This is a genomic window from Halorubrum sp. Atlit-8R, from assembly GCF_003666025.1.
Lineage (GTDB): Archaea > Halobacteriota > Halobacteria > Halobacteriales > Haloferacaceae > Halorubrum > Halorubrum salinarum.
Genome location: NZ_QPLV01000001.1, coordinates 881,442 through 904,790 on the forward strand (window position 1 = coordinate 881,442; position 23,349 = coordinate 904,790).

28 protein-coding genes and 1 tRNA gene are annotated in these 23,349 nt (G+C 71.5%); 13 read left to right on the plus strand and 16 right to left on the minus strand.

Features of this window, described 5'->3' with window-relative positions; genetic code table 11:
• Positions 1–32: 32 nt before the first annotated feature.
• The 5 genes from DVK05_RS04310 to DVK05_RS04330 form a co-directional block, all read right to left on the minus strand.
• The gene (locus DVK05_RS04310; protein ID WP_121562166.1) at positions 33–449 is read right to left on the minus strand and encodes a hypothetical protein; all 417 of its coding nucleotides are present in this window, start codon (positions 447–449) and stop codon (positions 33–35) included.
• A gap of 80 nt (positions 450–529) precedes the next feature.
• On the minus strand, positions 530–745 hold the full coding sequence (locus DVK05_RS04315) for a hypothetical protein (RefSeq protein WP_233559299.1): 216 nt from the start codon (positions 743–745) through the stop codon (positions 530–532).
• Positions 746–836: 91 nt separating this feature from the next.
• A complete protein-coding gene (locus DVK05_RS04320; RefSeq protein WP_121562167.1) occupies positions 837–3,029 on the minus strand; it encodes a PAS domain S-box protein in 2,193 nt (730 codons plus the stop codon).
• Between the two features lie 54 nt (positions 3,030–3,083).
• Positions 3,084–4,322: an NAD(P)/FAD-dependent oxidoreductase gene (locus tag DVK05_RS04325; RefSeq protein WP_121562168.1), complete on the minus strand. Its 1,239-nt coding sequence runs from the start codon at positions 4,320–4,322 to the stop codon at positions 3,084–3,086.
• Positions 4,323–4,446: 124 nt separating this feature from the next.
• Entirely contained in the window at positions 4,447–5,019 is a 573-nt protein-coding gene (locus DVK05_RS04330; RefSeq protein WP_121562169.1) for a DUF1684 domain-containing protein, read from the minus strand.
• A 106-nt stretch (positions 5,020–5,125) separates the two neighbouring features.
• On the opposite strand from DVK05_RS04330, the gene DVK05_RS04335 reads away from it, so the two are divergent.
• Positions 5,126–6,349 carry a PQQ-binding-like beta-propeller repeat protein gene (locus tag DVK05_RS04335; protein ID WP_121562170.1) on the plus strand — a complete coding sequence of 408 codons (1,224 nt, stop codon included), beginning with the start codon at positions 5,126–5,128 and terminating at the stop codon, positions 6,347–6,349.
• Positions 6,350–6,421: 72 nt separating this feature from the next.
• Positions 6,422–7,018 carry a DUF6149 family protein gene (locus DVK05_RS04340; protein WP_121562171.1) on the plus strand — a complete coding sequence of 199 codons (597 nt, stop codon included), beginning with the start codon at positions 6,422–6,424 and terminating at the stop codon, positions 7,016–7,018.
• Positions 7,019–7,190: 172 nt separating this feature from the next.
• Here DVK05_RS04340 and DVK05_RS17060 read toward each other — a convergent pair whose 3' ends face one another.
• The gene (locus tag DVK05_RS17060; protein ID WP_158598846.1) at positions 7,191–7,751 is read right to left on the minus strand and encodes a hypothetical protein; all 561 of its coding nucleotides are present in this window, start codon (positions 7,749–7,751) and stop codon (positions 7,191–7,193) included.
• A 277-nt stretch (positions 7,752–8,028) separates the two neighbouring features.
• On the opposite strand from DVK05_RS17060, the gene DVK05_RS04350 reads away from it, so the two are divergent.
• Together DVK05_RS04350 and DVK05_RS04355 are read left to right on the plus strand one after the other, a co-directional pair.
• The gene (locus tag DVK05_RS04350; RefSeq protein ID WP_121562172.1) at positions 8,029–9,045 is read left to right on the plus strand and encodes an AI-2E family transporter; all 1,017 of its coding nucleotides are present in this window, start codon (positions 8,029–8,031) and stop codon (positions 9,043–9,045) included.
• 33 nt (positions 9,046–9,078) lie between these two features.
• Positions 9,079–9,591 (plus strand): TspO/MBR family protein, encoded by a 513-nt coding sequence (locus DVK05_RS04355; protein ID WP_121562173.1) that lies wholly within the window; start codon positions 9,079–9,081, stop codon positions 9,589–9,591.
• Here DVK05_RS04355 and DVK05_RS04360 read toward each other — a convergent pair.
• A complete protein-coding gene (locus tag DVK05_RS04360; protein ID WP_121562174.1) occupies positions 9,588–10,223 on the minus strand; it encodes a GNAT family N-acetyltransferase in 636 nt (211 codons plus the stop codon). The two genes, DVK05_RS04355 and DVK05_RS04360, sit on opposite strands and share 4 nt — an antisense overlap.
• Before the next feature lie 71 nt (positions 10,224–10,294).
• Here DVK05_RS04360 and DVK05_RS04365 point away from each other — a divergent pair, with 71 nt between their 5' ends.
• Together DVK05_RS04365 and DVK05_RS04370 are read left to right on the plus strand one after the other, a co-directional pair.
• Positions 10,295–10,870 carry a class I SAM-dependent methyltransferase gene (locus DVK05_RS04365; protein ID WP_121562175.1) on the plus strand — a complete coding sequence of 192 codons (576 nt, stop codon included), beginning with the start codon at positions 10,295–10,297 and terminating at the stop codon, positions 10,868–10,870.
• 134 nt (positions 10,871–11,004) lie between these two features.
• On the plus strand, positions 11,005–12,009 hold the full coding sequence (locus tag DVK05_RS04370; protein WP_233559296.1) for a sulfurtransferase: 1,005 nt from the start codon (positions 11,005–11,007) through the stop codon (positions 12,007–12,009).
• A gap of 15 nt (positions 12,010–12,024) precedes the next feature.
• Here DVK05_RS04370 and DVK05_RS04375 read toward each other — a convergent pair whose 3' ends face one another.
• Positions 12,025–13,434 (minus strand): ATP-binding protein, encoded by a 1,410-nt coding sequence (locus tag DVK05_RS04375; protein ID WP_121562176.1) that lies wholly within the window; start codon positions 13,432–13,434, stop codon positions 12,025–12,027.
• A gap of 216 nt (positions 13,435–13,650) precedes the next feature.
• Between DVK05_RS04375 and DVK05_RS04380 the strand changes: the two genes are divergently transcribed.
• From DVK05_RS04380 to DVK05_RS04405, 6 genes are all read left to right on the plus strand, one after another.
• On the plus strand, positions 13,651–14,265 hold the full coding sequence (locus tag DVK05_RS04380; protein WP_121562177.1) for an NUDIX domain-containing protein: 615 nt from the start codon (positions 13,651–13,653) through the stop codon (positions 14,263–14,265).
• Between the two features lie 102 nt (positions 14,266–14,367).
• On the plus strand, positions 14,368–15,123 hold the full coding sequence (locus DVK05_RS04385) for a DUF2064 domain-containing protein (RefSeq protein ID WP_121562178.1): 756 nt from the start codon (positions 14,368–14,370) through the stop codon (positions 15,121–15,123).
• Between the two features lie 75 nt (positions 15,124–15,198).
• Positions 15,199–15,282 (plus strand) — tRNA-Ser (locus tag DVK05_RS04390).
• A 384-nt stretch (positions 15,283–15,666) separates the two neighbouring features.
• Positions 15,667–16,266, plus strand: a complete 600-nt coding sequence (gene sod / locus DVK05_RS04395; protein WP_121562179.1) for a superoxide dismutase — start codon at positions 15,667–15,669, stop codon at positions 16,264–16,266.
• A 493-nt stretch (positions 16,267–16,759) separates the two neighbouring features.
• On the plus strand, positions 16,760–17,086 hold the full coding sequence (locus tag DVK05_RS04400) for a DUF5827 family protein (protein ID WP_121562180.1): 327 nt from the start codon (positions 16,760–16,762) through the stop codon (positions 17,084–17,086).
• Complete coding sequence (locus tag DVK05_RS04405) at positions 17,083–17,997, plus strand: ATPase (RefSeq protein ID WP_121562181.1); 915 nt, start codon at positions 17,083–17,085, stop codon at positions 17,995–17,997. The genes DVK05_RS04400 and DVK05_RS04405 overlap by 4 nt, the downstream gene beginning before the upstream one ends.
• Positions 17,998–18,020: 23 nt before the next feature.
• Here the strand turns inward: DVK05_RS04405 and DVK05_RS04410 are convergent, their stop codons facing one another.
• The 3 genes from DVK05_RS04410 to DVK05_RS04420 form a co-directional block, all read right to left on the minus strand.
• Positions 18,021–18,503, minus strand: a complete 483-nt coding sequence (locus DVK05_RS04410) for a hypothetical protein (RefSeq protein WP_121562182.1) — start codon at positions 18,501–18,503, stop codon at positions 18,021–18,023.
• Between the two features lie 51 nt (positions 18,504–18,554).
• Complete coding sequence (locus DVK05_RS04415; RefSeq protein WP_121562183.1) at positions 18,555–18,902, minus strand: 4a-hydroxytetrahydrobiopterin dehydratase; 348 nt, start codon at positions 18,900–18,902, stop codon at positions 18,555–18,557.
• An 82-nt stretch (positions 18,903–18,984) separates the two neighbouring features.
• Positions 18,985–19,449, minus strand: coding sequence for a hypothetical protein (locus tag DVK05_RS04420; protein ID WP_121562184.1), 465 nt, complete (start codon positions 19,447–19,449; stop codon positions 18,985–18,987).
• Positions 19,450–19,525: 76 nt separating this feature from the next.
• Here DVK05_RS04420 and DVK05_RS04425 point away from each other — a divergent pair, with 76 nt between their 5' ends.
• Positions 19,526–20,353, plus strand: a complete 828-nt coding sequence (locus tag DVK05_RS04425) for a BtpA/SgcQ family protein (protein WP_121562185.1) — start codon at positions 19,526–19,528, stop codon at positions 20,351–20,353.
• 35 nt (positions 20,354–20,388) lie between these two features.
• On the opposite strand, the gene DVK05_RS04430 is transcribed toward DVK05_RS04425, so the two are convergent.
• From DVK05_RS04430 to DVK05_RS17260, 5 genes are read right to left on the minus strand one after another with little or no spacing between them, the layout of a single operon-like run.
• Entirely contained in the window at positions 20,389–21,513 is a 1,125-nt protein-coding gene (locus DVK05_RS04430) for a carbohydrate kinase family protein (protein ID WP_121562186.1), read from the minus strand.
• Positions 21,510–22,022 carry a nucleoside deaminase gene (locus DVK05_RS04435; RefSeq protein ID WP_121562187.1) on the minus strand — a complete coding sequence of 171 codons (513 nt, stop codon included), beginning with the start codon at positions 22,020–22,022 and terminating at the stop codon, positions 21,510–21,512. The genes DVK05_RS04430 and DVK05_RS04435 overlap by 4 nt, the downstream gene beginning before the upstream one ends.
• 24 nt (positions 22,023–22,046) lie before the next feature.
• Positions 22,047–22,352 carry a hypothetical protein gene (locus DVK05_RS04440; protein ID WP_121562188.1) on the minus strand — a complete coding sequence of 102 codons (306 nt, stop codon included), beginning with the start codon at positions 22,350–22,352 and terminating at the stop codon, positions 22,047–22,049.
• 12 nt (positions 22,353–22,364) lie between these two features.
• Positions 22,365–23,117 (minus strand): hypothetical protein, encoded by a 753-nt coding sequence (locus tag DVK05_RS04445; RefSeq protein ID WP_121562189.1) that lies wholly within the window; start codon positions 23,115–23,117, stop codon positions 22,365–22,367.
• A 20-nt stretch (positions 23,118–23,137) separates the two neighbouring features.
• A complete protein-coding gene (locus DVK05_RS17260) occupies positions 23,138–23,314 on the minus strand; it encodes a hypothetical protein (RefSeq protein WP_199712281.1) in 177 nt (58 codons plus the stop codon).
• Between the last annotated feature and the right edge of the window lie 35 nt (positions 23,315–23,349).

The window sequence follows — 23,349 nt, forward strand, 5'->3', positions numbered from 1 at the left end:
CGGCGCCCGCGTCAAAACACCTCCCGGTCTCCTCAGGGCCAGTCGTCGCGCGCCTGCTCCTCGGACGCCTCGTCGTCCGGCTCGCCCGTCGCGAGCGTCCACCCCGCGGCCTCGGCGGCGTCCTCGACCTGGAGGAACTCCCAGCCGGTCGCCTCGGCGACGGCCTCGTCCTCGTCGTCGACGCCGACGAAGACGTGCCGGTCCGTGTCGAACTGTCCGCTGATGTTCTCTAAGCTCTCCTCGACGCCGCGCGGGCCGGAGAAGAAGTCCTGTCGCACGCGGTGTTTCCGCGTGAAGTTCGTGACGACGTAGGTGGGCTTCTCGCTGACGACCCCGACGTACTCCGTCCACTGCCGGGCGTTGTTGAACACCGCGTTGGGGTCCGCGAGCGCTTTCAGCGCCTCCAACTCGAACGCCAGCGTCATGTCTGTGGATCCGCCGCTGTCCATGCGCCCCGCTTGCCGCCCGCCGGCGAAAACAACTTCGCTTCCGCGTAGCCCGCCGGCCGCTCACCCCGAGGCGGCCGCCGTCACCGCGACCGGACCAGGTAGTAGTCGGTGAACTTCACCACGTCGCCGTCGTCGAGGTCGCCGGTCTCGGGCGCCGTCCACGGCTCGCCCGCCAGCTCCCGCACGACGCCCTGCTCGTCGTCGTCCAGTTCGTCGTAGTGGCGGACGCGCGCGTCCGACGGGACGCGGCCGGTGCGGCGGAGCCGCAGCCGTCGCCCGGTGTCTCTGAGTGACATATGATACCGTATAACACGATTAATCATAAGCGTTTCGCGGCGGCCGCCGTCCCGACGGGGCCGCGGGCTCGGCGGGCCCGCCGTCGACGCCTCACTCGCCGGGGAGTTGGCCCTCCCGGCGCGACAGCGTGAGCGTGACCGCCGTGCCGCGGGGCTCCGCGTCCGCCACGGCCGCCGAGCCGCCCGACTGCTGTACGACCCAGTAGACGAGCCACAGGCCGAGGCCGCTGCCGTGGTACAGCGCGTCGACCGCGGTGCCGTCGACGAGCACGTCTCGGTTCATGTCGCTCAGTCCCGGTCCGTCGTCGGCGACGCGGACCGCGACCGAGTCGTCGCTCGTCTCGACCGACACCTCGACCGTCGGTCGGTCCCGGTCGTGGTGAACGATCGCGTTCCGTATCAGCTCGTCAACCGCCCGCGAGAGCCACGTCGTCGCGGACGCGACCGCGACCCCGTCGTCCGGCACCGAGACGTCGATGGTCGCGCTCGGGAACTCGTCGGCCGCCGCGGCCGCCACCTGTCGGACGATCCGCCCCACGTCGACGCGCTCCGTCTCCGCCCCGTCGCTCAGTATCTCGGTGATGTGATGGGCCTTCTCGCTGGTCTCTAAGAGGTCGTCGGCCCGGGAGACGACGTACTCCGCGGCGGCCGGGTCGGCGTCGCCAGCTGCGATCTGCTGTGCGCGCCCCCTGACGACCGTCAGCGCGTTCCGAAGGTTGTGCTGGAGGACGCGGTCGACGACCCGCAGCTGGCGCGCGCGGTTCTCGCTGTCTGTCACGTCCCGGAGCACGCCGACCACGCCGGCGGGCGCATCGCCGTCGGGACTGTCGAGCGGGTAGTACCGGACGTCGAACGTCCGCTTCCCGCGGTTCGGGTGGGTCCGCGTCGTCCGGTACTCGACGGACTCGCCGCGGAGCGCCCGCTCCACCTGTCTCTCGACGCGCTCGTAGCTCCCCTCCGGGACGACGTCGGCGAGCGTCAGATCCGTCACGTCGCGGTCGCCGATCCCGTGGTACTCCCGGTACTGCGGGTTGGCGAACAGCAGCCGCCCGTCGCGGTCGACCGCGGCGATGAGGTCCGTCGCCCCGTTGATGGCGCGCTCGTACCGTTCCAGTTCCCGCTCCCGGCGCTTGCGGTCGGTGACGTTCCGGCAGATGGCGAAGGTCCCGGTCAGTTCGCCGTCGGCGTCGTAGTACGGGTACCGCTGCGTGCTGAACGTCGCCTCGCGGCCGCTCGTCGGGAACTCGGGCGAGACCTCGTACTCGACCGTCTCCTCGCGTTCGAGCACCTCCCGCCGGCGCTCGTCTATCTCGGCCGCGGCCGCCGGGTCCATGAGCGCGAACTCGTCGGTGCCGTACAGCGCCTCGCGGTCGACGCCCGCGAACTCGCTCACGGCCTCGTTCAGCAGTTCGAACTCGCCGTCGCGGTTCTGGAGGAGCACCGGGTCGTCGAGCCGTTCGACGATGTCCCGGTACTGCTTCAGCCGCCCCGTGGCGGCCTTCCGCTCCGTGATGTCCGTCTGAATGGCGACGAACCGCGACACCTCCCCGTCGTCGTCGACCACGGGCGCGATCGTCTGGTGGGCGTGATACGGCTCGCCGTCGCGGCGTCGGTCGACTATCTCCTCCTCCCACACCTCGCCGTCCAGCAGGGTCGCCCACAGCGCGTCGAAGTACTCGTCGGGCATCTCGCCGGAGTTGAGTATCGCCGGGGTCTCGCCCAGGGCCTCCTCCGGCTCGTAGCCGGTGTGCTCGGTGAACGCCGGGTTGACGTACTCGATCCTCCCGTCGGTGTCGGTGACGTAAATCGCGTGGCCGGCGTGTTCGACGAGGTTGCGGAACGTCTCCGCCCGCCGGCCGCCGACCTCCTCGACGCCGTCACGGAAGATCCCAGTGTACACCGGATCGTGGCCGTCACGGTCCGCGTCGTCGCCACCGTCGCCTCCCTCCCCGCCGGGAACGTGTTCGTGGAAGCGCACGGAGAACGTCACCGTGTGGCCGTCGGCGTGGCGGATCGGCACCGAAACGCTCCCGCTCTCGTCGAGTCCCTCGACCCGCGCGATCCGGTCCCGAACCGACTCGGCCCCCGCGTCGCCGGCGTCCGGCGCGACGATGGACGCGAGTTCGCGTCCCTGTAGCTCGTTCGGCTCGTAGCCGAACGCCGACGCGGTCGCTGGGTTCGCGTGGACGATCGCTCCCTCGCCGTCGACGGAGACGACCGGGTCCGAACACTCCGCGACGAAGGAGTCGAAGAAGTCCCCGTCGGGAAGCCGTCCAGCGTTCATGAGCGGAGAGTACGCCCCCGCGGGCGAAAAGGTAGTCGGACGCGGCGTCGCGTTCTACTGCTCCGTCGTCGCCGCGAGGTCGTCGACGGAGAACCCGGGCTCCATGAGGAGGTCGGTCTGTCCGCTCACGTCGCGGCCCTCGCGCATCAGCTGCTTGAACGCGGACTGCGGCGAGAGGTCGCCGATGAGCACGCCGCCGACGACCTTACCGTCCTTCAGCGCGACGCGGCGCCACTCGCCGTCGCCGGTGGTCGCCTCCACCGACTCCTCGCCGAGCGTCGGGTGGCCGAACGAGAGGAACGGGAAGTCGAAGTGCGTGATCGAGTACGAGGAGACCCACTTGAACGCCTCGCTGCCGTAGTCGAGCATGTTGCGGGCCGCGATGGACCCCTGCTCCTTCGCGGAGCCCCACGACCCGTTCTTCGCGTGCTCGCCGAGGATGAGGTCGTTGAACGTGGTGATGTCGCCCGCGGCGAACACGTTGTCGACGTTGGTGCGCATGAACTCGTCGACGACGATGCCGTCGTCGAGCTCCAGCGGCGTGTCCTCGACGAGCTCGGTGTTGAAGTTCAGGCCGATGGCGACGCCGGCGAAGTCGCACTCGTAGCGCTCGCCGTTCGGGTCGACCGCGGCCTCGACGTGGCCCTCGTCGTCGACCTCGAAGCGGTCGACGCCGGAGTCGAAGACCGGCTCGACGCCGCGCTCGCGCATCGCCTCGTGCATGATCTCCGCGCCCTCCTCGGAGAGCGCGTAGCGCCACCAGCAGTCGCCGCGCATGAGGTACTTCGCCTCGACGCCCTGCGCGCCGCAGATGGCCGCGAAGTCGATGCCGAGGAGGCCGGCGCCGACGATGACGCCCTTCTCGGCGCCCTCCACGCTCTCTTTGATGTTGCGGGCGTCCTGGAACGTCCAGAAGTGGTGGATCCCGTCGGCGTCGGCGTTCTCGACGGGGAGCTGCTGGGGCGTGCCGCCGATGGCGAGCAGGAGGGAGTCGTACTCGAAGGTCTCCCCCTCGTGGGTGTGGACCGCGTCGTTCTCCACGTCGATGTCGACGACGACCGTGTTCAGCCGGAGGTCGACGTCGTGCTCGTCGTACCAGTCCTCTTGGTGGATCGAGATCGGGGCCTCGGGCAGCTTCCCCTTCGCGTACTCCTTGATCAGAATCCGGTTGTAGAGGGACTCACCCTCGTCCGTGAGAACCGTGATCTCGGCGTCGGGCGCTTCCTCGCGGAGCGTCTCGGCCGCGGACGCGCCCGCGATACCGTCACCGATGATCACGTACGAATCGCTCATGTCCGGCCGTTCGGATTCATGGTTAATGTGGGTTGTCATCCGCGTCCGAACCCGTGATACGGCCACGCATACCCGCCGAAAACCACCTACTCGGGGGCGCTCGCGGGCGACAGTTCGCCGCGGCTCAGTGGTCGGCGCCGGCCGGCTCCGCGGGGAAGTCCTTCTCGCCGGCCTCGATCGCCACATCGAGCCAGTTCTCCGTCGGGACGAGCGGGCACTCGTAGGCGTGGTTGTACGCGCACGTCGGGTTGTACGCGAGGTTGAAGTCCACGACCCACTCGCCGTCGACGCGGTCGCGGTCGGGCTCTAAGTCGAGGTACCGGCCCGCGCCGTACGTCTCGTCGCCGCTCGTCGCGTCGCGGAACGGCACCCAGAACCGGTCCGCCCCGTCGGTCGGCCGATACGCCTGGAGCGTCGCCGCCTCGCCGTCGACCTCGAAGCGGAACTCTCCCCACCGGCGGTACGTCTGTTCGCCCTCGGCCGTCGTCTCGACGGTCACCGTCTCCTTTTCGTCGTGCTCGTGAAGCGGGAGGACGAACCGGTACGCCGGGTCCGGGTCGTAGTACGCCAGTCCGGGGAAGCCGTCGCCCCGCATCGAGACCGGCAGCGGCGACCGCGCCGACTCGCGGAACTGCTGCGTCTTCGCCTCCCGCTGCGCCTCCACCTGTGCCGCCCAGTCGTCCGCGTCGTCGTCCATGATTACCTTAGTATTGCGCCGCGCGCACAATAACAATTCCGACGACGGAACTCTCGACCGCGCCGGCGACAGAAGGCACTTATAGCGTTCTCGGGGACGTTGAGCCGTGAACAGACGAACTGCCCTCTCCACCTTGGCAGTCGGTGGGTTCGTCGGAGTTGCTGGCTGTCTCGGCGACGTGCGCATTGGCGGCGACAACGAGCGATCGGATAGCGACGGGTCGGACCCCGAACTGAACCGAGAGGTCGAAGCGAACGGCGCCGAGGACGGCCCCCGGTCGCAGTTCCAGTGGGGACCGGCGCACGTCGGACGCCGCGAGGAGGCGGGACCGACAGACGACGTCGACGTGTTCTGGCGGCGGACGCCGTTCCGGTACGACCACTCGCAGCCGGTCGTCGTGGGCGATCGGGTGTACGTCTCTTTCTCGGGGACCTTGTTTCGCCTCGACCTCGTGACCGGCGAGGTACAGTGGTCGACGGAGGTCGGTCACGACGGGTCGTCGACGCCGGCGGTTCGCGACGGCATCGCATACGTGACGGTTTGGAACGGCGGCGGCGAGACCGACCGCGGACTGGCGGCCGTCGACGCCGAGAGCGGCGAGGTGCGGTGGCGGCGGCTGACCGACACGGAGATCACGACGGCGCCGACCGTGACCGACGACGGCGTGTTCGTGGGAGGCGGCTACGAGACGCAGACCGTCGCGGCGTTCGACCGCGACGGGACCGAACGGTGGCGTAACGACCTCGCCGAGTACGCTTCCGCGCCCGCCGTCGCCGACGGAACCGTCGTCTACGGCGCGGGCGATCCCCGTGTCGTCGCCTACGACGCCGCCTCGGGAGCGGAACTGTGGACGGCCGACGTCGACGGGGACGCGACCGCGACGCCGACCGTCGCCGACGGCCGCGTGCTGATCGGAACGCGAGACGGAACCCTGTACGCGCTCGACCTCGGCGACGGAACCGTCGAATGGACTGACGACCTCCCGGGACCCGTCCGGCGGTCGGTCGCCGTCGCGGCCGACACGGCGGTGGTTCCGACCGAGCTCGGGCTCGTCGCCGTCGGCGACGGCGGAGAGCGGCTGTGGAGCGACGACGAGGTCGCCGGCGCGACCGCGCCGATGGTCGCGGACGGGGTCGCGTACCTCGGCGATGGCCGGACCGTCCGCGCGATCGCGGTCGAAGACGGGACAGAGCACTGGTCCTTCCGGACTCGCGAGCGCACTTACACCGACGTCTTGCTCCAGGGCGTCCGCGCCGCTCCGACGGTCGTCGACGGCGTCGTCCTCGCGGCGACCCATGCGGGTGACGTGTACGCGCTCGGCGAGACCTGAAACGGTTGCCGGACCGCGTTTCGAACCGGTTCGACGCCACACATTCAAGAGCGTCCCGACCCAACGACGCGTATGAAAATCCGGCAGAACATCCGCCACTGGGCCGCAAAGAAGGCGTTGACCACGCCAGTCGTCGGCGACGTCGCCAACGACAAGCTCGTCGACCTCCACACGAGCATCTTCCTCAACAAGGCCGACGAGGACCGCCGGGAGGAGCGCCGCGACCACCTCGACAGCTTCTTCGACGCGACGATGGACACCTACGTCGCCGCGTTGGAGGCCGGCTTCCCGGAGGCCGAGGCCCGGGAGATCACCCACGTCCAGGCGAACTTCGACTTCTTCAACTACGGCTGGACGGAGATGATGGAGATCCCCGGCGACGAGCTGGAGCCCCACTACCGCCGGTACGAGTCCTTCTTCACCGAGTACGGGATCACGATCGACGACCCGCTCGGCGACTTCCGCCCGCCGGAGGGAATCGTCGACGCGCCGGAGACCCCGGAGAAGCTCGCCTCGCCGGAGTACGAGAACGCCCTGGCCGGCTTCGCGGACGACGTGTACGTCGAGACCGACGACGGCGAGACGGTCGTCGGCGGCGACACGGAGGAGCCGGACGAGGTCGACCCCGCGGCCGCGCCCGGGCTCGACGAGGACGAGGCCAGCGCCTGAGTCGTCCTCGCTCACGTCGACCGTCGAACTGATCTCTCAGCTTGTCCGCGGCGCGTGACGCGCACGCTTAGACGACCGGTAGCGGCGCGGCTGGCAGGCGAACAAGCAAAAAGCGATTAGCGTTCGATGTGGGTCACGCGGAGGGCCTCCGGGTCACCGGGGTCACCGCGCGTCAGTCGTCGTCTTCGTCCTCTTCATCGTCGTCTTCGGCTTCCGCCTCTTCGTCGTCGTCATCGTCCTCCTCGTCGTCTTCGTCGTCCTCCTTTTCATCGTCGTCCTCCTCTTCATCCTCGTCAGCCTCCTCGGCCGCGTCGTCGTCATCGTCGGCGTCGACGTCGCGGTCGTACTCGTACTCCTCTTCGAGGAGCGTCAGCGAGCCGTCGGCGACGGCGTACTCGAGTTCGCCCTCGGCCCCCTCGGTTTCGATCTCGATCTCCGCCTCGTCGTCGTCGTCGACGGCGAACGACGCGGTGCCGTCCGCGCCGGTCTGTGCGGTCCGGTCGTCGTAGCTGACCGAGACGTTCTCGGCGGGTCCGCCGTCGGCCGTGACGGTCACGACGAGGGTCTCGTTATCGATCGCCGCGCTCGCGTCGATGGTTGCGGCGCTCGTCGACTGGTCCTCGGTCTGTGCGAGCTGGCCGGCGCCCGGGGTGGCGGCACCGGTCGCGCCGGCGACGCCGGCGACACACAGCAGCGCGGCCGCGGCGATCGCGGCGATTGTGCTTCGACTCATGCGCTCGTCACGTGGGGCCTGACGGGAATAAACGGGCGAGACCGTTAGCGCCGCTGTCGCCGATTTAACCGGATTTAACGTGATTCGTCGCGGGCGATGACCCTAGCGTCCGCGCTCATCGAGGGACGAGCGCCCCTGATCGACGTGGTCGCTGGGCGCGCGCACTCCGCGCCGCCGAGAGGCGCGGCCGTCGTTCCGGGTCGGCTCCGACCGGAGTCTCCGTCGGTCGGCTCCGCCCGCCGCGCATATTTATATTCCGGGGGAGACACCGACTTCCATGAACCGCGGGCAATCGTTCCTGCTTCTCCTCATGGGGTCGGTCGCGCTGTTGACCCTCTTCGTCATTCTCCCGTTCGTCGAGTACGTGATCGCCGCGGCGATCCTCGCGTTCGTCCTCTACCCGTTCCACCGCCGGCTCTCGCGGTGGCTCCGGGCCCGCGTCTCGAAGCGCTTCGGACAGATGCTGTCGGCGCTGACGCTCATCTTCTCCGCCATCGTCGCGGTGATCCTCCCGCTCGCGTACATCTCGTGGGTGTTCGTGCGCGACCTCACGGCCATCGCCGCGGGCGAGACCGCGATCAACGTCGCGGCGATCGAAGCGGAGATCGCGGCGCTCACCGGGCAGGACCCCGAAGTCGCCGACCTGCTCCAGACCGCCGGCGAACTGCTCGTCGAGGTCCTGTTCGGCGGGTTCAGCGGCGTGGTCACCACGGGGCTCCGGGCCTCGGTCGGGCTGTCGCTCGCGCTGTTCCTGCTCTACTACACCCTCATCGACGGGCCGGCGTTCGTGCGGTGGATCCGGGACACGAGCCCGCTGCCGCCCGACGTCACGGCGGACCTCGTCGACCGGATCGACGCGATGACGCGCGGGGTGGTGATCGGCCACATCTCCGTCTCGCTGCTTCAGGCCGTCATCGCCGGACTCGGGCTCTGGGTCGCCGGGATCCCCAACGTGGTGTTCTGGACGTTCGTGATGGCGGTGCTGGCGCTTTTACCGCTCATCGGCGCCTTCTTCGTGTGGGGGCCCGCCGCGGCCTACCTCGTGATCATCGACCAGGTCACGGCCGGGATCTTCCTCGCGGTGTACGGCGTCGCGGTGATCGCGATGGTCGACAACTACGCCCGGCCGCTCGTCATCGACCAGCGGGCGCACCTCAACCCCGCGATCATCCTCCTCGGCGTGTTCGGCGGCATCTACTCGGTCGGCTTCACCGGCCTGTTCGTCGGGCCGATCGTGATCGGCGTGCTCGCGGCCACGCTGGAGACGTTCCGCGAGGACTACGACGCGATCTGACGGATTTAACCGCTCAGCCCGCGAAGGTCGCCCATGGTGACGACCGCGACCTCTCGGCTCCCGGACCGCCGCGACGCCCTCCTCATCGCCGCCGCGGCGGTCGCGGTCAACCTGATCGGCGCGCTCGGCGTCCCCTTCACCACGACGCAGAGCGCGTGGTTCACGTCGCTTGAGCTCCCCGCCTTCTACCCGCCGGGCTGGGCGTTCGGCGTCGTCTGGCCGGTCCTGTACGCGCTGTGCGGCGCCGCCGCGGCCCTCGTCTACCTGGCCGGGCGCGACGGCGCGGCGCCGGCGGGGCGCGTCCGGACGGCGCTCGCGCTGTTCGGCGTCCAACTCGCCGTCAACGTCGCGTGGTCGCCGACCTTCTGGGGGCTCGAACGCGCCGACCTCGGCCTCGCCGTCCTCGTCGTCCTCCTTCCGCTCGTCGCCGCGACGATCCGGCTCTTCGACCGCGTCGACCGCCGGGCCGCGGCGCTGCTCGTCCCCTACCTCGCGTGGGTCTGCTTCGCGACCGCGCTCAACTACGCCATCTGGGCGCTCAACTAGGGATCTCTCCCGGAGTTCGTCGCGTCCGCCACCGGCGGCGGCCCGCGCTCCAGTCGCTCCGCGACGAACCGGCGCTCGGCCCGGCTCAGTTCGCCGTCCGTCTCGCGGAACGCCGACAGCCCCTCGCGGTACCGCTCGGGGTCGACGTCGGCGGGCGCCCCGGCCGGCCGCTCGAGTTCCAGTTCGGCGATCCCGGTGCGCTCGCCCGTGTAGGCGAAGCCGCACTTGTGGCACGCCTCGTAGGCGAACGGGTTGTTCACGGCGATCTTCACGCGCTCGAAGCCGGCGACGGCCAGGTCGGCGACGGTCTCGCCGATCAGCTCCGGGCCGATCCCCTCCCCGCGGCGCGCGGCGTGGACCGTGACGTACCGCAGCCGGCAGCAGTCGGGGTCGGTCCGGTCGGCCGAGAAGGAGACGGCCGCGATCACCTCGTCGTCGAACGCCTCCGGGTCGACCGTGTCGGGCAGCGGTTCGTCCGGCTCCCAGCCCGGCGCCGCCGGGGACCCGTCCGGCGTCCGGACCACCGCCTTCCCCGGCCCGCCGACGACGAACTTGCCGGCGTACGCGAACGCTCGGTAGTCGAGCCGGAGGGTCTCCCCCTCCCCGGGCGGACACACGAGCGCGTACTCCATGGGGGCCGTACGGCGGCGAACGGCTAAATAGGGTCGGTGGCTCTTTGTCCGTCGCGGCGGTCGGACCGCCCATGTACGGCCTCGGCGACGTGGACTTCTTCGACCGGACAGCCCCGCTGTACGACCTCGCGATGCCGCCGGCGGACGGCGAGGCGCTCGCGGCCGGCCTCGACCACGCGACGCGGCCGATCGAGCGCCTCCTCGACGTCGGCGGGGGGTCGGGCCGCGCGGCGGCCGCGCTGACGGGCCCCGATATCACGGTCGTCGACGCCTCCGTCGAGATGCTCTCGCGGGCGCGCCGCGGCCGCGGCCTCGACGGGCTCGCCGCCGACGCCGGGCGCCTGCCGTTCCGCGACGCGAGCGTCGACGCCGTCACGGTCGTCGACGCCCTCCACCACCTGCCCGACCACGACGCCGCGCTCGCGGAGGCGGCCCGCGCGCTCGCGCCCGGCGGCGCGCTCGTCGTCCGCGAGTTCGACCCGAGCCACCCGCTCGGGCGACTGCTCGTCGCCGGCGAGCACGCGATCGGCATGAACTCGCGGTTCCGGACGCCGGCCGACCTCGCGGCCGCGATGGACGGCGTCGGCCTCGACCCCCGGATCGTCGACCGCGGCTTCGGCTACACGGTCGTCGGCGTTCGGCGCTGAGGTCGCGCCCGAGGCCCCGGGGCCGCGCTCGCGACGGGGCGACACCGGCGACACCGACGACACCGGCGACACCGACGACACCGGCGACGGTTCGGAGACAGCGTTAACCCCGTCGGGTCACGACTTGCGAACGAATGACAGGGAGACACGCGCGGCTCTCCAGGCGCGAGGCGCTGGCCGCCGGCGGCGCGGCGCTCGCGGCGACCGCCGGCTGCCTCGGCGTCCTCGACGACGGCCGGCCGGCGGCGTACAGCACCCCCGCGGCCGAGGCGTTCGACGACGTCGTCGACGCCCGCTGGCTCTCCGAGAACCGCGACAGCGTGGCGCTGCTCGACGTCCGCGACGAGTCGGCGTTCGACGCGGCCCGGATCCCCGGCGCCCACCGCTTCTCCACCTCGGCGATGCTCGAGAGCCACTCGGCCGAGACGCCGGACGGGTTCGAGGCCGACCCCGGTGCGATCGCGCGGACGCTCTCGCGGGCGGGGATCGCTCGCGACGACGACGTGGTGGTGTACGGCGCCGCCTCGGGCCTCTGGGAGACGTACGCCATCTACACGCTCAACGCCGTCGGGCACCGCGGGAGCGTCAGCCTCCTCGACGGCGGGTTCTCCGTCTGGGAGGCGGCCGGCGAGGAGACGACGTCGGCGGCGCCGTCGGCGAGCGAGACGGCGTACGAGCCGGCGATAGACACCGGGGTGGTCGCGACCCGCGAGTTCGTCGCGGAGCGCGTCTCCGAGGACGACGCCGCGGTCCCGATCCTCGACATGCGCTCGACGGCGGAGTACTGGGGGCAGGACCGGCGGGGCGACCTCGATCGGTTCGGGCACATCACCGGCGCGACGAACCTCCACTTCGTCCAGAGCATCGACGGCGAGGCGGGGCGGCTCCGCTCGCCGGCTGAGCTCGAGACGCTCTGGCTCGACGACGCCGGGCTCTCGGACGACGACGAGCCGGCGATCACGTACTGTCAGACCGGCGTCCGCGGGTCCGTCGGCTGGTTCGTTCTCGATCAACTCGGCCGGACGGAGGCGCGGAACTACGAGGGCAGTTGGGCGGACTGGGGGACGCTCTCCGAGGCCGACGGCTACTACTACACCACGGGGGAGGGGACGGGGACCGTCGTTGACACGTACGCCTGAGCGCCGCGGCGTCGCTCAGTCGTGCGAGGCGCCGTGCGCGGCGTGGTCGTGGTCGTGCGACCCGTCGCCGGACTCGTCGTGGGTGTGATCCTGTTCGCCGGAACTCGTCTCGCCGAGCACCTCGGCGCCCTCGCCGTCGATCATGTCCATGTTCTTCAGGTTATCGCGCTCCTCGAAGTCCTGGACCGCCTCCATCACGTCCGCCTGCGTGATCGTCATCCGGTCTTCGGTGAGCGCGCCGAGGACGGCCTCGCGGAGCACCATCCGGAGGTCGGAGCCCGTGAGCCCGCTGGTCCGGTCGGCGACCTCCTCGGGGTCGAAGTCGGCGATCTGCATCTCCTTGGTCACGACGCGGAGGATGTCGGCGCGCATGTCGCGGTCCGGCTTGGGGAAGTTGACGATCTCGTCGAATCGGCGCCACGCGGCGGCGTCGAGCTGGTCCGGGTGGTTCGTCGCGCCGATAAGCAGCACCTCGTCGCGCACGAGCGACACCTCGTCGATCGACTTGAGGAGGGTGTTGACCGCGCGCTTCAGGGCGGCGTGCTCGTCCGAGCGGCGGGTCTTCGCCACCGAGTCGAACTCGTCGATGAAGAGGATGCACGGCGAGAGCCGCTTGGCGACCTCGAAACTCTTCTCGACGTTCTTCGACGTCTCGCCGAGGTACTGGCTCGTGATCATCGAGAGCTTCACCTCGACGAACGGGAGCCCGAGCTCGTGGGCGAGCGCGCGCGAGACGGTCGTCTTCCCGGTGCCCGGCGGGCCGACGAACAGCAGCTTGCCGATCTCGCGGAGGCCGATCTCCGCGAGGTACTCGCGGTGCTCGATCGCCTTGACGATCTTCTGGATCTCGCCCTCCTGGTCGCCGGTCAACACGAGGTCGGCCAGCGTCGTCTCGATCTCCTCGGGCGCCCGGACGTTGACGAGGTCGAGCATCTCGCCGTCCTCGTCCTCGTCGAAGTACTCCGCGAGCAGCGCGTCGATCCAGACGCGGTCGGCCTGGACCGGCCGCACGTCTTCCCGGGCCTCCTCGCGGGTCACCGGCGGTTCGAGGTCCTCCGCGGCCGCCATCGCGGCGACGACCGTCGGGTTCCCGGCGATCCGGTCGTCGTCCGCGTGGTCGCGGTACCACTCCAGCCCCATCGCGGGCTGGGTCAGCGAGATCTCGCCCGAGAACTCCGTGCGTTGCGTGAAGAGGAGGTCGGAGACCGCCTCCCACGGCCGCTCGACGCCGGTCGCGGTGCGCGTGGTCTCGTCGGTCGCCTTCAGCGGTCGCTCCACGCCGCCGGGGGCGGCGTCGGCGGCGTCGGCCGACCAGAACACCTGCCGGAAGCGCGGGGGCAGGTCGTTCTCGTCGAGGTCGCGGTCCTGCGTGTAGAAGTGCGTCGTCAACACGAACTCGACGACGTCGAGCGCCGGGTCACTCATCCGCGCGAAGTAGCGCCGGGACGCGGTTAAGAGCGTCGAAGCGCCGCCGGTCGCGGGCGGCCCCGCGGCGGACGCCACCGGACGCCGGAGCGGAGACGTGGGGGAGCGCGGGTGCTGGCGTCCGGGAGCGCCGGTTGCCGCGGCGAGGTGGTCTCGGGGCATGCGAACGGCCGCGGTATCGAACCCTTATTAGCCCTGGTCCGCGACGTAACGCGCATGAGTTCCGAAGACGCGGCCGCACCGGGGGACCCCGCCGGCGACGGCGCGAGCGAGCCCGAGGACACGAGCGACGCAGACCACGAGAACGCTCTTCAGGACGTCATCGCCGTCGACCCCGACGACGTCGCGCAGGGGACGGTGAACCGGCTCGACGCGCACACCGGCGACGGGATCCGCCACCGCGCGTTCACCTGCCTCGTCTTCGACGGGGACGGCCACGTCCTGCTGGCCCAGCGCGCGCCGACCAAGCGCCTGTGGGACGGCCACTGGGACGGCACGGTCGCCTCCCACCCCGTCGAGGGGCAGTCGCAGGAGGAGGCCACCGAACAGCGGCTCGAAGAGGAGCTCGGCATCTCGCCCGACCAGTACGACGATCTCCGGGTGACGGACAAGTTCGAGTACAAGCGCTACTATCCCAACGAGGGCGTCGAGTGGGAGGTTTGCGCGGTCCTGAAGGTCACCCTCGACGACACGACCCTCGACCCGGACGAGGAGGAGATCGGCGGCATGCTGTGGGCCGACTACGACCACCTCCACGAGCACCCCGAGCTGTACCGCCAGCTCCGACTCTGCCCGTGGTTCGAGATCGCGATGCGGCGCGACTTCTCCTGAGCGGGCCGACCGACGCGCGCCGGTCCCGCGGGCCCGTGCCGCGTTCGAACGCTCGCCGGACCGAAGCAGCGAGTTGAAGGCGCTCCCGCGCCGCGTTCCGATATGACCGTCGTCGCCCTGCTGGCGAACCCGCCCCGCGAGGGGCTCGTCGGAACCGCGATCGCCGAGTCGACGCCGCTATCGCCCGCCGAGGCGGCCGACCTCTACGAGGCGCAGTTCCGCGACGCCGTCCTCGCGGTCGAGCGCTCGGGCGGCGAACTCCTCGTCAACTACCCCGACGAGGACGACCTCCCCGCCGAGTACCGGACCGAGACGAGCCCCGGGGCAGAGCTCCGGACGCTCGTCGCGGACACCCTCGGCGGCACCGACGAGGTCCGCTTCGAGCGGCAGGTGGGGTCCTCGTTCGGCGCGCGAGCCGGCAACACCGTCACGCACCTGCTGCGCGAGGAGGGCGCCGACTCCGTCGCGGTCGTCACCCCGACGGCGCCGCTGCTCTCGCGGACCATCGTCGACTCGGCGGCGATGAAGCTGCGGACGACCGAGGTCGTCCTCGGCCCCTCGTCGAACGGCCGGGCGTACTACGCGGGCTTCACCCAGCTGATCGACTTCGACGGCGCGTTCGAGGCCCCGGCCCTGCCGACGCTCGCGGAGCGCGGCCGCGACGCCGACCGGTCGGTGGACTTCGTCGAGCCGTCGCCCTCGCTGGAGACCGGCGACGACCTCCTCGACGTGGTGCCGATGCTCCGCGCGCGGTTCGCCGCGGAGCGCGTGGTGCCCGACTACACGGCCGCGTTCGTCCACGAGAAGGGGCTCGACGTGGTCGTCGAGGACGGCGAGCAGCGGTTGGTTCGGGACTGAGCGGCCGGGGCGACGCGTCGGTCGGTTCGTTGGATCCGACACCACTTAGTCGCCCGACCCCGAGCGGTCACGTGTGGTGGGATGGCAGAGTGGCCTATTGCGCCTGCCTTGAAAGCAGGTAGCCTCACGGCTTCCTGGGTTCGAATCCCAGTCCCACCGTAAGCGCGCAGCGCACACCGCGCTCCGCGCGCCACGTGCGCGGATTCGAATCAGAGAGCGACCGCAGGGAGCGACCGTGGTTCGAATCCCAGTCCCACCGTAAGCGCGCAGCGCACATCGCGCTACGCGCGCCACGTGCGCTTTGTGTACGGATTCGACCTCGAAGAGTGGCCCGCCGACAGAGAAACCACTTTCAGTTACGTCTTCATTTCGAACGCCTTTCACGAGTGGCTTTCGCGTTCGTCGCGCGCACTCGCGGAACCGCAACCACACCGTTGGAGCCCCGAAACTCCCGATAACACTCACGTCCGGTGCCGCGTGGTAGCGCGTGCCGCATTATCTTTAACAGGTTTCCGGCACATGTTCGTGATAGGTGATACAAGCATGAGCTACGAACTCGATCCGCTGCCGTACGAGTACGACGCGCTTGAGCCGCACATTTCCGAGCAGGTGCTCGAATGGCACCACGACACCCACCATCAGGGGTACGTTAACGGCTGGAACTCCGCCGAAGAGACGCTCGAAGAGAACCGTGAGAACCACGACTTCTCTTCGTCCGGCGGGGCCATCCGCAACGTGACCCACAACTCCTCGGGCCACATCCTCCACGACCTGTTCTGGCAGAACATGTCGCCGGAGGGCGGCGACGAGCCCGAGGGGGCGCTGGCCGACCGCATCGAGGAGGACTTCGGCTCGTACGAGGCCTGGAAGGGCGAGTTCGAGGCGGCGGCCTCCGCGGCCAGCGGCTGGGCGCTGTTGGTGTACGACACGTTCTCGAACCAGCTCCGTAACGTCGTGGTCGACAAGCACGACCAGGGCGCGATCTGGGGCGGCCACCCGATCCTCGCGCTGGACGTCTGGGAGCACTCCTACTACCACGACTACGGCCCGGCCCGCGGCGAGTTCGTCGACAACTTCTTCGAAGTCGTCGACTGGGACGAGCCCTCTGACCGCTACGAGCAGGCCGTCGAGCTGTTCGAGTAAGCGCGTTCGAGAGGACGCGTTACGCGCGTCGAGATCCGCATTTTTTCGCAGGACGCTACGCGGTTAGTGACCGCTCTGTTCAGGCTGATTGATTCACCGGGATTGTTGACGGAGTGTCGGGGAACACTGCCAAAGCCCCAGCCGCTCGGCGATACGCAATCGACGACTCGGCGATGAACACCACCAAAGCCCCAGCCGCGAGGGCGGCGCACGCTCGTTGCGCTCCTCGCTCGCTTCGCTCGCTGCGGTGCTTACGTCGCCTACGCCGCCCTCGCGGCTGCCCCTTTGAGCCCCACCCCGCCCCGCACAGCACCGCACCTCTCGCCTCCCCAGCCTCGTCGCTGGCGCCGATGGCGCCAACGACTCCCTCGCGCGTGCGACTCGCGCCCTATCGGGCGCTCGTCGGCACGCGCCACCGCATCGGTTCAGGTAGCGTCCGATCGATTCGGGTCGTATCGGCAGCGTTTACGGACGCGGTCGCGTATCGCCGCGCATGCCCGAACCGAAGTCGGCGTTCGACGCCACCTACCCGTGCGACTTCTACGAGCCCGCGGAGCTGTTCGAGCCGGACCAGATGTACACCATCCCGGAGATCGGGCGCCTGCTTCAGGGGTTAGAGCCCGACGCCGAGGTCGACCCCGACACCGAGGCGGTGCTGGTCGACTGGGCGGTCCCGTGGGTCATGGTCCACGCGGAGGAGATGGTCGTCGCCGAGCCGCTGACCGAGGACGGCCCGGGGTACTACGGGCTCGCGACCGACGCGGACCCCGAGCCTGACCCGGACGCCGAGGCCGAGGCCGACGGCGACGGGTCGGCGTGACCGGGGAGCGCTCCGACCCGCCGATCTACCTCGTCGCCGGGGGCTCGCGCGTCGACGCCGGGAAGACCACCTTCTCGGCGGGGCTGGTCGCGCACCTCGCCGATCGCGCGGGCGACGCGGTCGGCGTCAAGCCCCGCGCGGGCAACGACTACTGGTTCGACCACGACGACTACCGGGTCGCGACCGACGCGGGCCGCCTGTACGGGAAGGACGCCCGCACGCTCGCGGCCGCGAACACCCGCCCGCTGGCGGCGGCCGACGACTCGTCGCCGTCGGCGTCGGCGGTCACGCCCGAGTCGATCAATCCCGTCCACCGACTCTGGAAGCCGACGCCGGGCCGGACCGGCATGCTCGGCGACGCCGACCGCACCTTCCTCTGCGACCGCGTGACGACCGACGCGGGGACGCGGTTCGTCGTGAACGGCGCGGCCGCGGAGGCGGGGCTGCTCCCCGACGGACTGGCCGACCGCCTGCCGCTGGCGGAGGCGACCCGCGTGCGCGACGTCCCCGAGTTCAACGAGGTGATGGCCGCGGCGCACCTGCCCGCCATCGAGCGCCTCGCCGACCGCGTCGCCCGCACGCCGGTCCCGGTCGTCGTCGAGTCGTACGCCGACGTGGCCGGGACGCTGCCTCGCGACGGCCCGGTCGCGCCCGACGCGGTCGCGGTCGTCGACCCCGGTCGCGCCCGGATCTACGCGGGCGACCGCTACGCGAAGGCCCGCGCGGTCGCCGCCGGCAGCCCGCGCGAGGGGTCCCGCGAGGAGCATGTCGACGCGGTGACCGAGATGATCGAACCGCTCGCGACCGAGCCGCTCCCGGCGCTGTCGGGCGAGGTCCGCGGCGACCCCGACCGCGTAGCGGCGGCGTACGAGCCGGCGTACGCGGCGCTGGTCGACGCGGTCGAGAACTGAGAACCCGCCGGCGCGGCCCGCGCTCAGGCGTTCCGCTTCGTGTAGTGTTCCAGCGCGGACTCGATCGAGGAGAGCTCGGCCGTCACGCGGCTGTCCGCGACGCGCATGAAGCCGGGCGTGTACGACGACGAGTAGTCGAAGATGCGGTTGACGGCGCGCTTCGGGGCGGAGACGGCGCCGAAGTCGGTGACCGTGTACACGCGCGTGGTGGGGAAGGCGGTCCAGAACGTCCCGCTCGCCCAGCGGTCCTCGTCCGCGAACGCCTCGCCGACGCGGCCGGTCGCGACGTACTCGTCGTCCGCGTAGAACAGCAGGAGGTCGCCCGACTCCATCTTCTCGAACGTCGACCCGTTGCCGCTGTCGTCGTCGACGGCCCACAGGCGGGCCTCGTCGAGGTCGGCGAGGGGTTCGGGGCGATCCGGGTAATCGGTGAGATCGACCGGCGTCCGGACCGTTCGGTCGAAGTTCTCCGGGTCGATCGGGACCAGGAAGACGTTCTCGCTCATTACCCGACGTTTCGCCGGCAGGGGTTTAAAGCCGTTCGTTGATGCGTCGGGTCACTCCTCGTAGTCGGCGTACAGGCGGTCCATCCGCGCCGCCATCACGAAGTCGGCGCGCGTCAGACCGCCGACCTCGTGGCTCCACATCTCGATGCCGACCTCCCCCCACGACAGCGCGATGTCGGGGTGGTGCCACTCCGCCTCGGCGAGCTCGCCCACGTCGTTCGTGAACGAAAGCGCCGTCTCGAAGTCGGGGAACTCGTAGCTGGCCTCCAGGTGGTGTTCGTCGACGACCTCCCAGGCGTCGCCGAGTTCGGCGGCGTAGTCGGCGTACTCGTCTTCGGCGAGCGGCTCTCCGTCGTCGCCGGCCGGCTCGACCGGCTCGTCCGCGAGCGGTGAGGACATACCCCACGTTGGGCGACGAGCGGTTTGTACCTTCCGCGGACGGAAGGCCGGCGTCCCCGACCGCCGAACGGGCGCGCGGCGCTCACCGGAACCGCGAGAGCGCGTTCCGGAGCGCGCGCCGGGCCCGCGCGAGCCGGCCGCCGCGCCCCTCCTCGGCGGCGTCCGGCGCCCCCGGATCGGAGAGCCCCCAGCCGGCCTTCTCGGCTGCCTCGTCGACGCGCAGGAACTCGTATCCCGTCTCGGTCGCGACGCGCTCGTCCGCGCGGGTGGTGCCGACGAACACGTACCGCGGGGCGGCGCTCTCGTCGCGGACGTCCGCGAGCGTGCCCCACTTGTCCCAGCTCCGGAGCGCGTAGTCGTTCTCGACGCCGTGCTCGCGGGCGAACGCCGCCACCCGGTCCGCCTCGTTCGCGACGACGCCGACGTGGCGGCTCCACCGGCGCGCGTCGGCGAACGCCGCGGCCGGGTCGGCGAGCGAGCGCGCGGCCCCGAGCGAGAAGACGAGCGTCACGTCGCCGTCGCCGGGCTCCGTCGCGTCGATTCCCATCTCGGTCGGACGCATGTGGGCGCCGGCCTAAACGCTGTGGGGAGGCTTTTGTCGGGGCGCCGCGTCGCTCCCGACGATGGAGTTCGAATCCACCTTCGGCACGGCCGCGCCGCTCCTCGGCATGGTGCACCTCCCGCCGCTCCCCGGAGCCCCCCGGGCGCCGGACGACGGGCGCGAGGCGATGCGCGCGGCGGTCGACCGGGCCGCGAGCGACGCGCGGGCGCTCGACCGCGGCGGCGTCGACGGGATCGTGATCGAGAACTTCGGCGACGCGCCGTTCTACCCCGACGAGGTCCCGCCGCACGTCGTCGCGGGCGTGACCCGCGCCGCGACGGCGGTCGCGGCCGAGACCGACCTCCCGCTCGGGGTCAACGTCCTCCGGAACGACGCCGAGGCCGCCCTCTCCGTCGCCGCCGCGGTCGGCGCCGACTTCGTCCGCGTGAACGTCCACACCGGCGCCCGCGTGACCGACCAGGGGATCGTCCAGGGACGGGCCCACGAGACGCTCCGGCTCAGGGAGCGCCTCGGCGTCGACGTCGGCGTTTTCGCCGACACCGACGTGAAACACTCCGCGCCGCTGACGCCCGAGGGATACACCGCCGAGTCGTTCGCCGACACCGCCGAGCGCGGCCTCGCCGACGCCGTCATCGCCTCCGGCTCGGGGACCGGCGAGGCGGTCGACGCCGGCGCGCTGGAGTCGGTCGTCGCCGAGCGCGAGCGCCACGGCCTCGACACGCCAGTCCTCGTCGGTAGCGGGGTCACGCCGGAGACCGTCGCGGACCTCCTCGCGGTCGCCGACGGCGCGATCGTCGGCACCGCGCTCAAGGCGGGCGGCGAGACGACCGCCCCGGTCGACGCCGACCGCGTCGCGAACCTCGTCGCGGCCGCCGACGAGGCGCGGTAGCTCCCGCCGGCCGGTCCGCGCGCCCGGCCCGGTCGCTACGGGCTCCCGTCTGGCCCGAACCCGCGCTCGGCGAGGAACGCCTCGACCTCGTCGCGGGTCGGGAGCCCGGGCTGCGTGAACCGGCTCGTACAGTTGATCGCGGCGACGGCGGCCGCGAATCGGACGCCGGAAGCGACGGCCTCGCGGTCGGCCGAGGGCTCTCCCGGCTCGGCCACTCCCCGCGGTTCCCCCGCGAGCCACCGGTCGATCAGCCCCGCGGTGAAGGCGTCGCCGGCGCCGGTCGCGTCGACCGTCTCGACGTCGAACGCGTCGAACCGGGACGCCTCGCCGCCGGCGACGGCCGTCATCCCGTCCGCGCCGCGCGTGAGGACGGCGCGGGGCCACGTCGGGCCGCGGCGCGACGGGGTCCCCGGCCCGGCCTCGGAGTCGGCCGCCCGACGCTGCGCGGCCGCGACCCGCTCGACCGCGGCCGCCGCCGAGCCGAAGAACGCCCGGGCGGCGACGCCGTCCGCGACGAACAGGTCGGCGCGGTGGAGGAACCGGTGGATCGTCGCCGGCTCGGTGCCGCGCCCGACCAGCTCCTCGACGGCCCCGGAGAGGTCGAAGACGAGCGCGGGCGGGGCGCCGCCCGAGTCGGCCGCGGCCGCCCTGAGCGACTCCACCCGGTCGAGGATCCGCCGCGCCGCGCGGTCGGGCGCGTAGGCGGTGAGGAAGACGATGTCGGCGTCCGCCATCGCCGCGAGCGCGTCCGCGTCCGGGCGGAGCCCGCGGAAGCTCTCGCCCGCGGTGACGATTGCGCGCTCGCCGTCGGGGTCGCGGAGGATGAGCGAGCGCGTGTGAGCGGCGTCGCCGACGGCGACGTGGGTCCCGTCGACGCCGGTCTCGTCGAGGTACGCCAGCGCGCGGCGCCCGTACTCGTCGTCGCCGACGCGGCTGACGAGGCCGGCGTCGCGGCCGAGGCGGTCCAGCGCGACCGCGACGTTGGCGCCGACGCCGCCGAACGCGGAGGTTACCTCGTCGGCGAACGCCCCGCCGTCTGGCTCCGGGAGGTTGCTGACCGCGTACCACTCGTCGATGGCCGCGGCGCCGACGGAGAGGACCGCGGGGGTCTCGCTGGCATCGCCCCCGCCGTCGCCGCCCGCGTCCGGTCCCGTCGTCACGACTCGCGGAAGAAGTCGTTGTGGACCGCCATCGCGGACTCGACGGCGACCGGTCCCTCGACGGTCGTGTCGCCGTCGGCGCGCCGGATCACCTCTTCGAGGGGGATCGGCACCACGTCGCCGGAGAGCTCGCCGAGGGTCTCGCCGTCGACGCCGAAGACGACCCGCCCGATCCCCGCGTAGTGGATCGCCGTCGCGCACATCGGGCACGGCTCCGTGCTGGCGTACATCGTACAGTCGTCAAGCTCGTCGGCGTCGAGCTCGCGGGCCGCCCAGCGCGCGAGGGTCAACTCGGGGTGGGCTGCCACGTCGCCCTCGGTCCGCGTCTCGTTGTGCGCCTCGCCGACGACCTCGCCGTCGACGACGAGCAGCGCGCCGAACGGCGTGTTGCCGGCCTCGACCGCCTCCTCGGAGAGCCTGATCGCTCGCTCGACGTACTCCCGGTCGGTCGGATCGTCGGGGAGGTCGTCGAGGGACTGAAACTCGCCGTCGCCGGACGCGTCTGTCATACGCCCCTGTTCGCCTCCGGGTACCTAACGGTTGGTACCGCCCTCGTCGGGCGGCTTCGTGCGGTCGTCGTCCGGGGGCCGTCCGCCGTCCGCGTCGCCCGGACTCCCCGCGTCCTGCGACCGCCGCACGTCGCGGAGCGCGTCGACCGCGTCGTCGGTGGCGCTCGCGGTGCGCGTCTCGGTCGCTCCGGCGGGGTCGAGCCCCTCCGGCTCGTCGCCGTCGCTCGCGTCCCCGTCGGCGTCGCCGCTCGATCGCGCCTCGTCGCCCGATTCGCCCGCGTCGTCGTCCGCGCCGAAGAGCCACGCGCGGACCGCGTCGATGAATCCCATGTGTGGTCCCCGTCAGTAGTTCCGGAACAGCAGCGCGCGCACGTCGTCCTTCGTCCGCGCCGTCTCGACGCTCCCGTCCGGGAGGTCGACCTCGTAGCGCGCGTCGCCGTCCGCCTCGCGCCACTTGTCCGCGTGGGTGTCGAGCAGGCTCATCATCGCGTCCAACTGGCCGGCGCCGCCGTCGTCGCTCCCGCCGGCCGCGTCCTCGCTCGCGTCGTCGCCGTCGTCGTCCGCATCAGTTCCGTCGTCGTCTTCGTCCGCTTCAGTTCCGTCGCCCTCGCCGTCGCCAGCGTCGTCCGCATCCTCCGCGTCCGCGTCGTCGTCGAGGTCGATATCCACGCGCGAGAACGGGTCCGCGGCGAGGGCGGCCGCCGCGTCGAGGACCGCGTCGATCAGCTCGTCTTTCGTCATCTCGCTGCGGCCGGTGACCTCGAAGGCGGCGGCGATGTCGGACAGGTCCATCGGGTCGTCCGGGTCCGGGTCGCTGCGGCGGCGGTTCCGCGACGCCAGCAGCTCCCGGGCGCGGTCGCGGTCGAAGGGCGCGGCGTCGCCCGCGGCCGCCGACCGCTCGCTGCCGTCCTCGTCGCCGGTCGCCGGCGCCGCGACGCGGTCCGGGTCGTCGACGGCGTCCGCGAGGTCGAGCAGGTACGCGAGCGCGTCCTCGCGGTCGACGGAGGCGTACGGGCCGGCGTGGGCCGCGGCCAGCTCCGCGCGGAGCGCTTCGATCCGGTCGGCGTGGTCGTCGGAGATGTCGAGCGTGGGCATGGTGTGGGTTGGGTCGACCGCTACTGGTTCTCCTCGAAGCGCGCGAGCGCGTCCGCCCAGCTCTCGGCGAACTCCGGCTCGCCGGAGTGGTCGGCCTCGACGTCGGCGTAGCCGCACTCCTCGCAGGCGACGGCGGTGGCGGCGCCCAGCGACAGCGACGACAGGGCGGCGCCGCAGCGGGGGCACTCGGGCGTCACGGATTCTCGCGTGGAACCTCGTCGCCCGCGGTGAA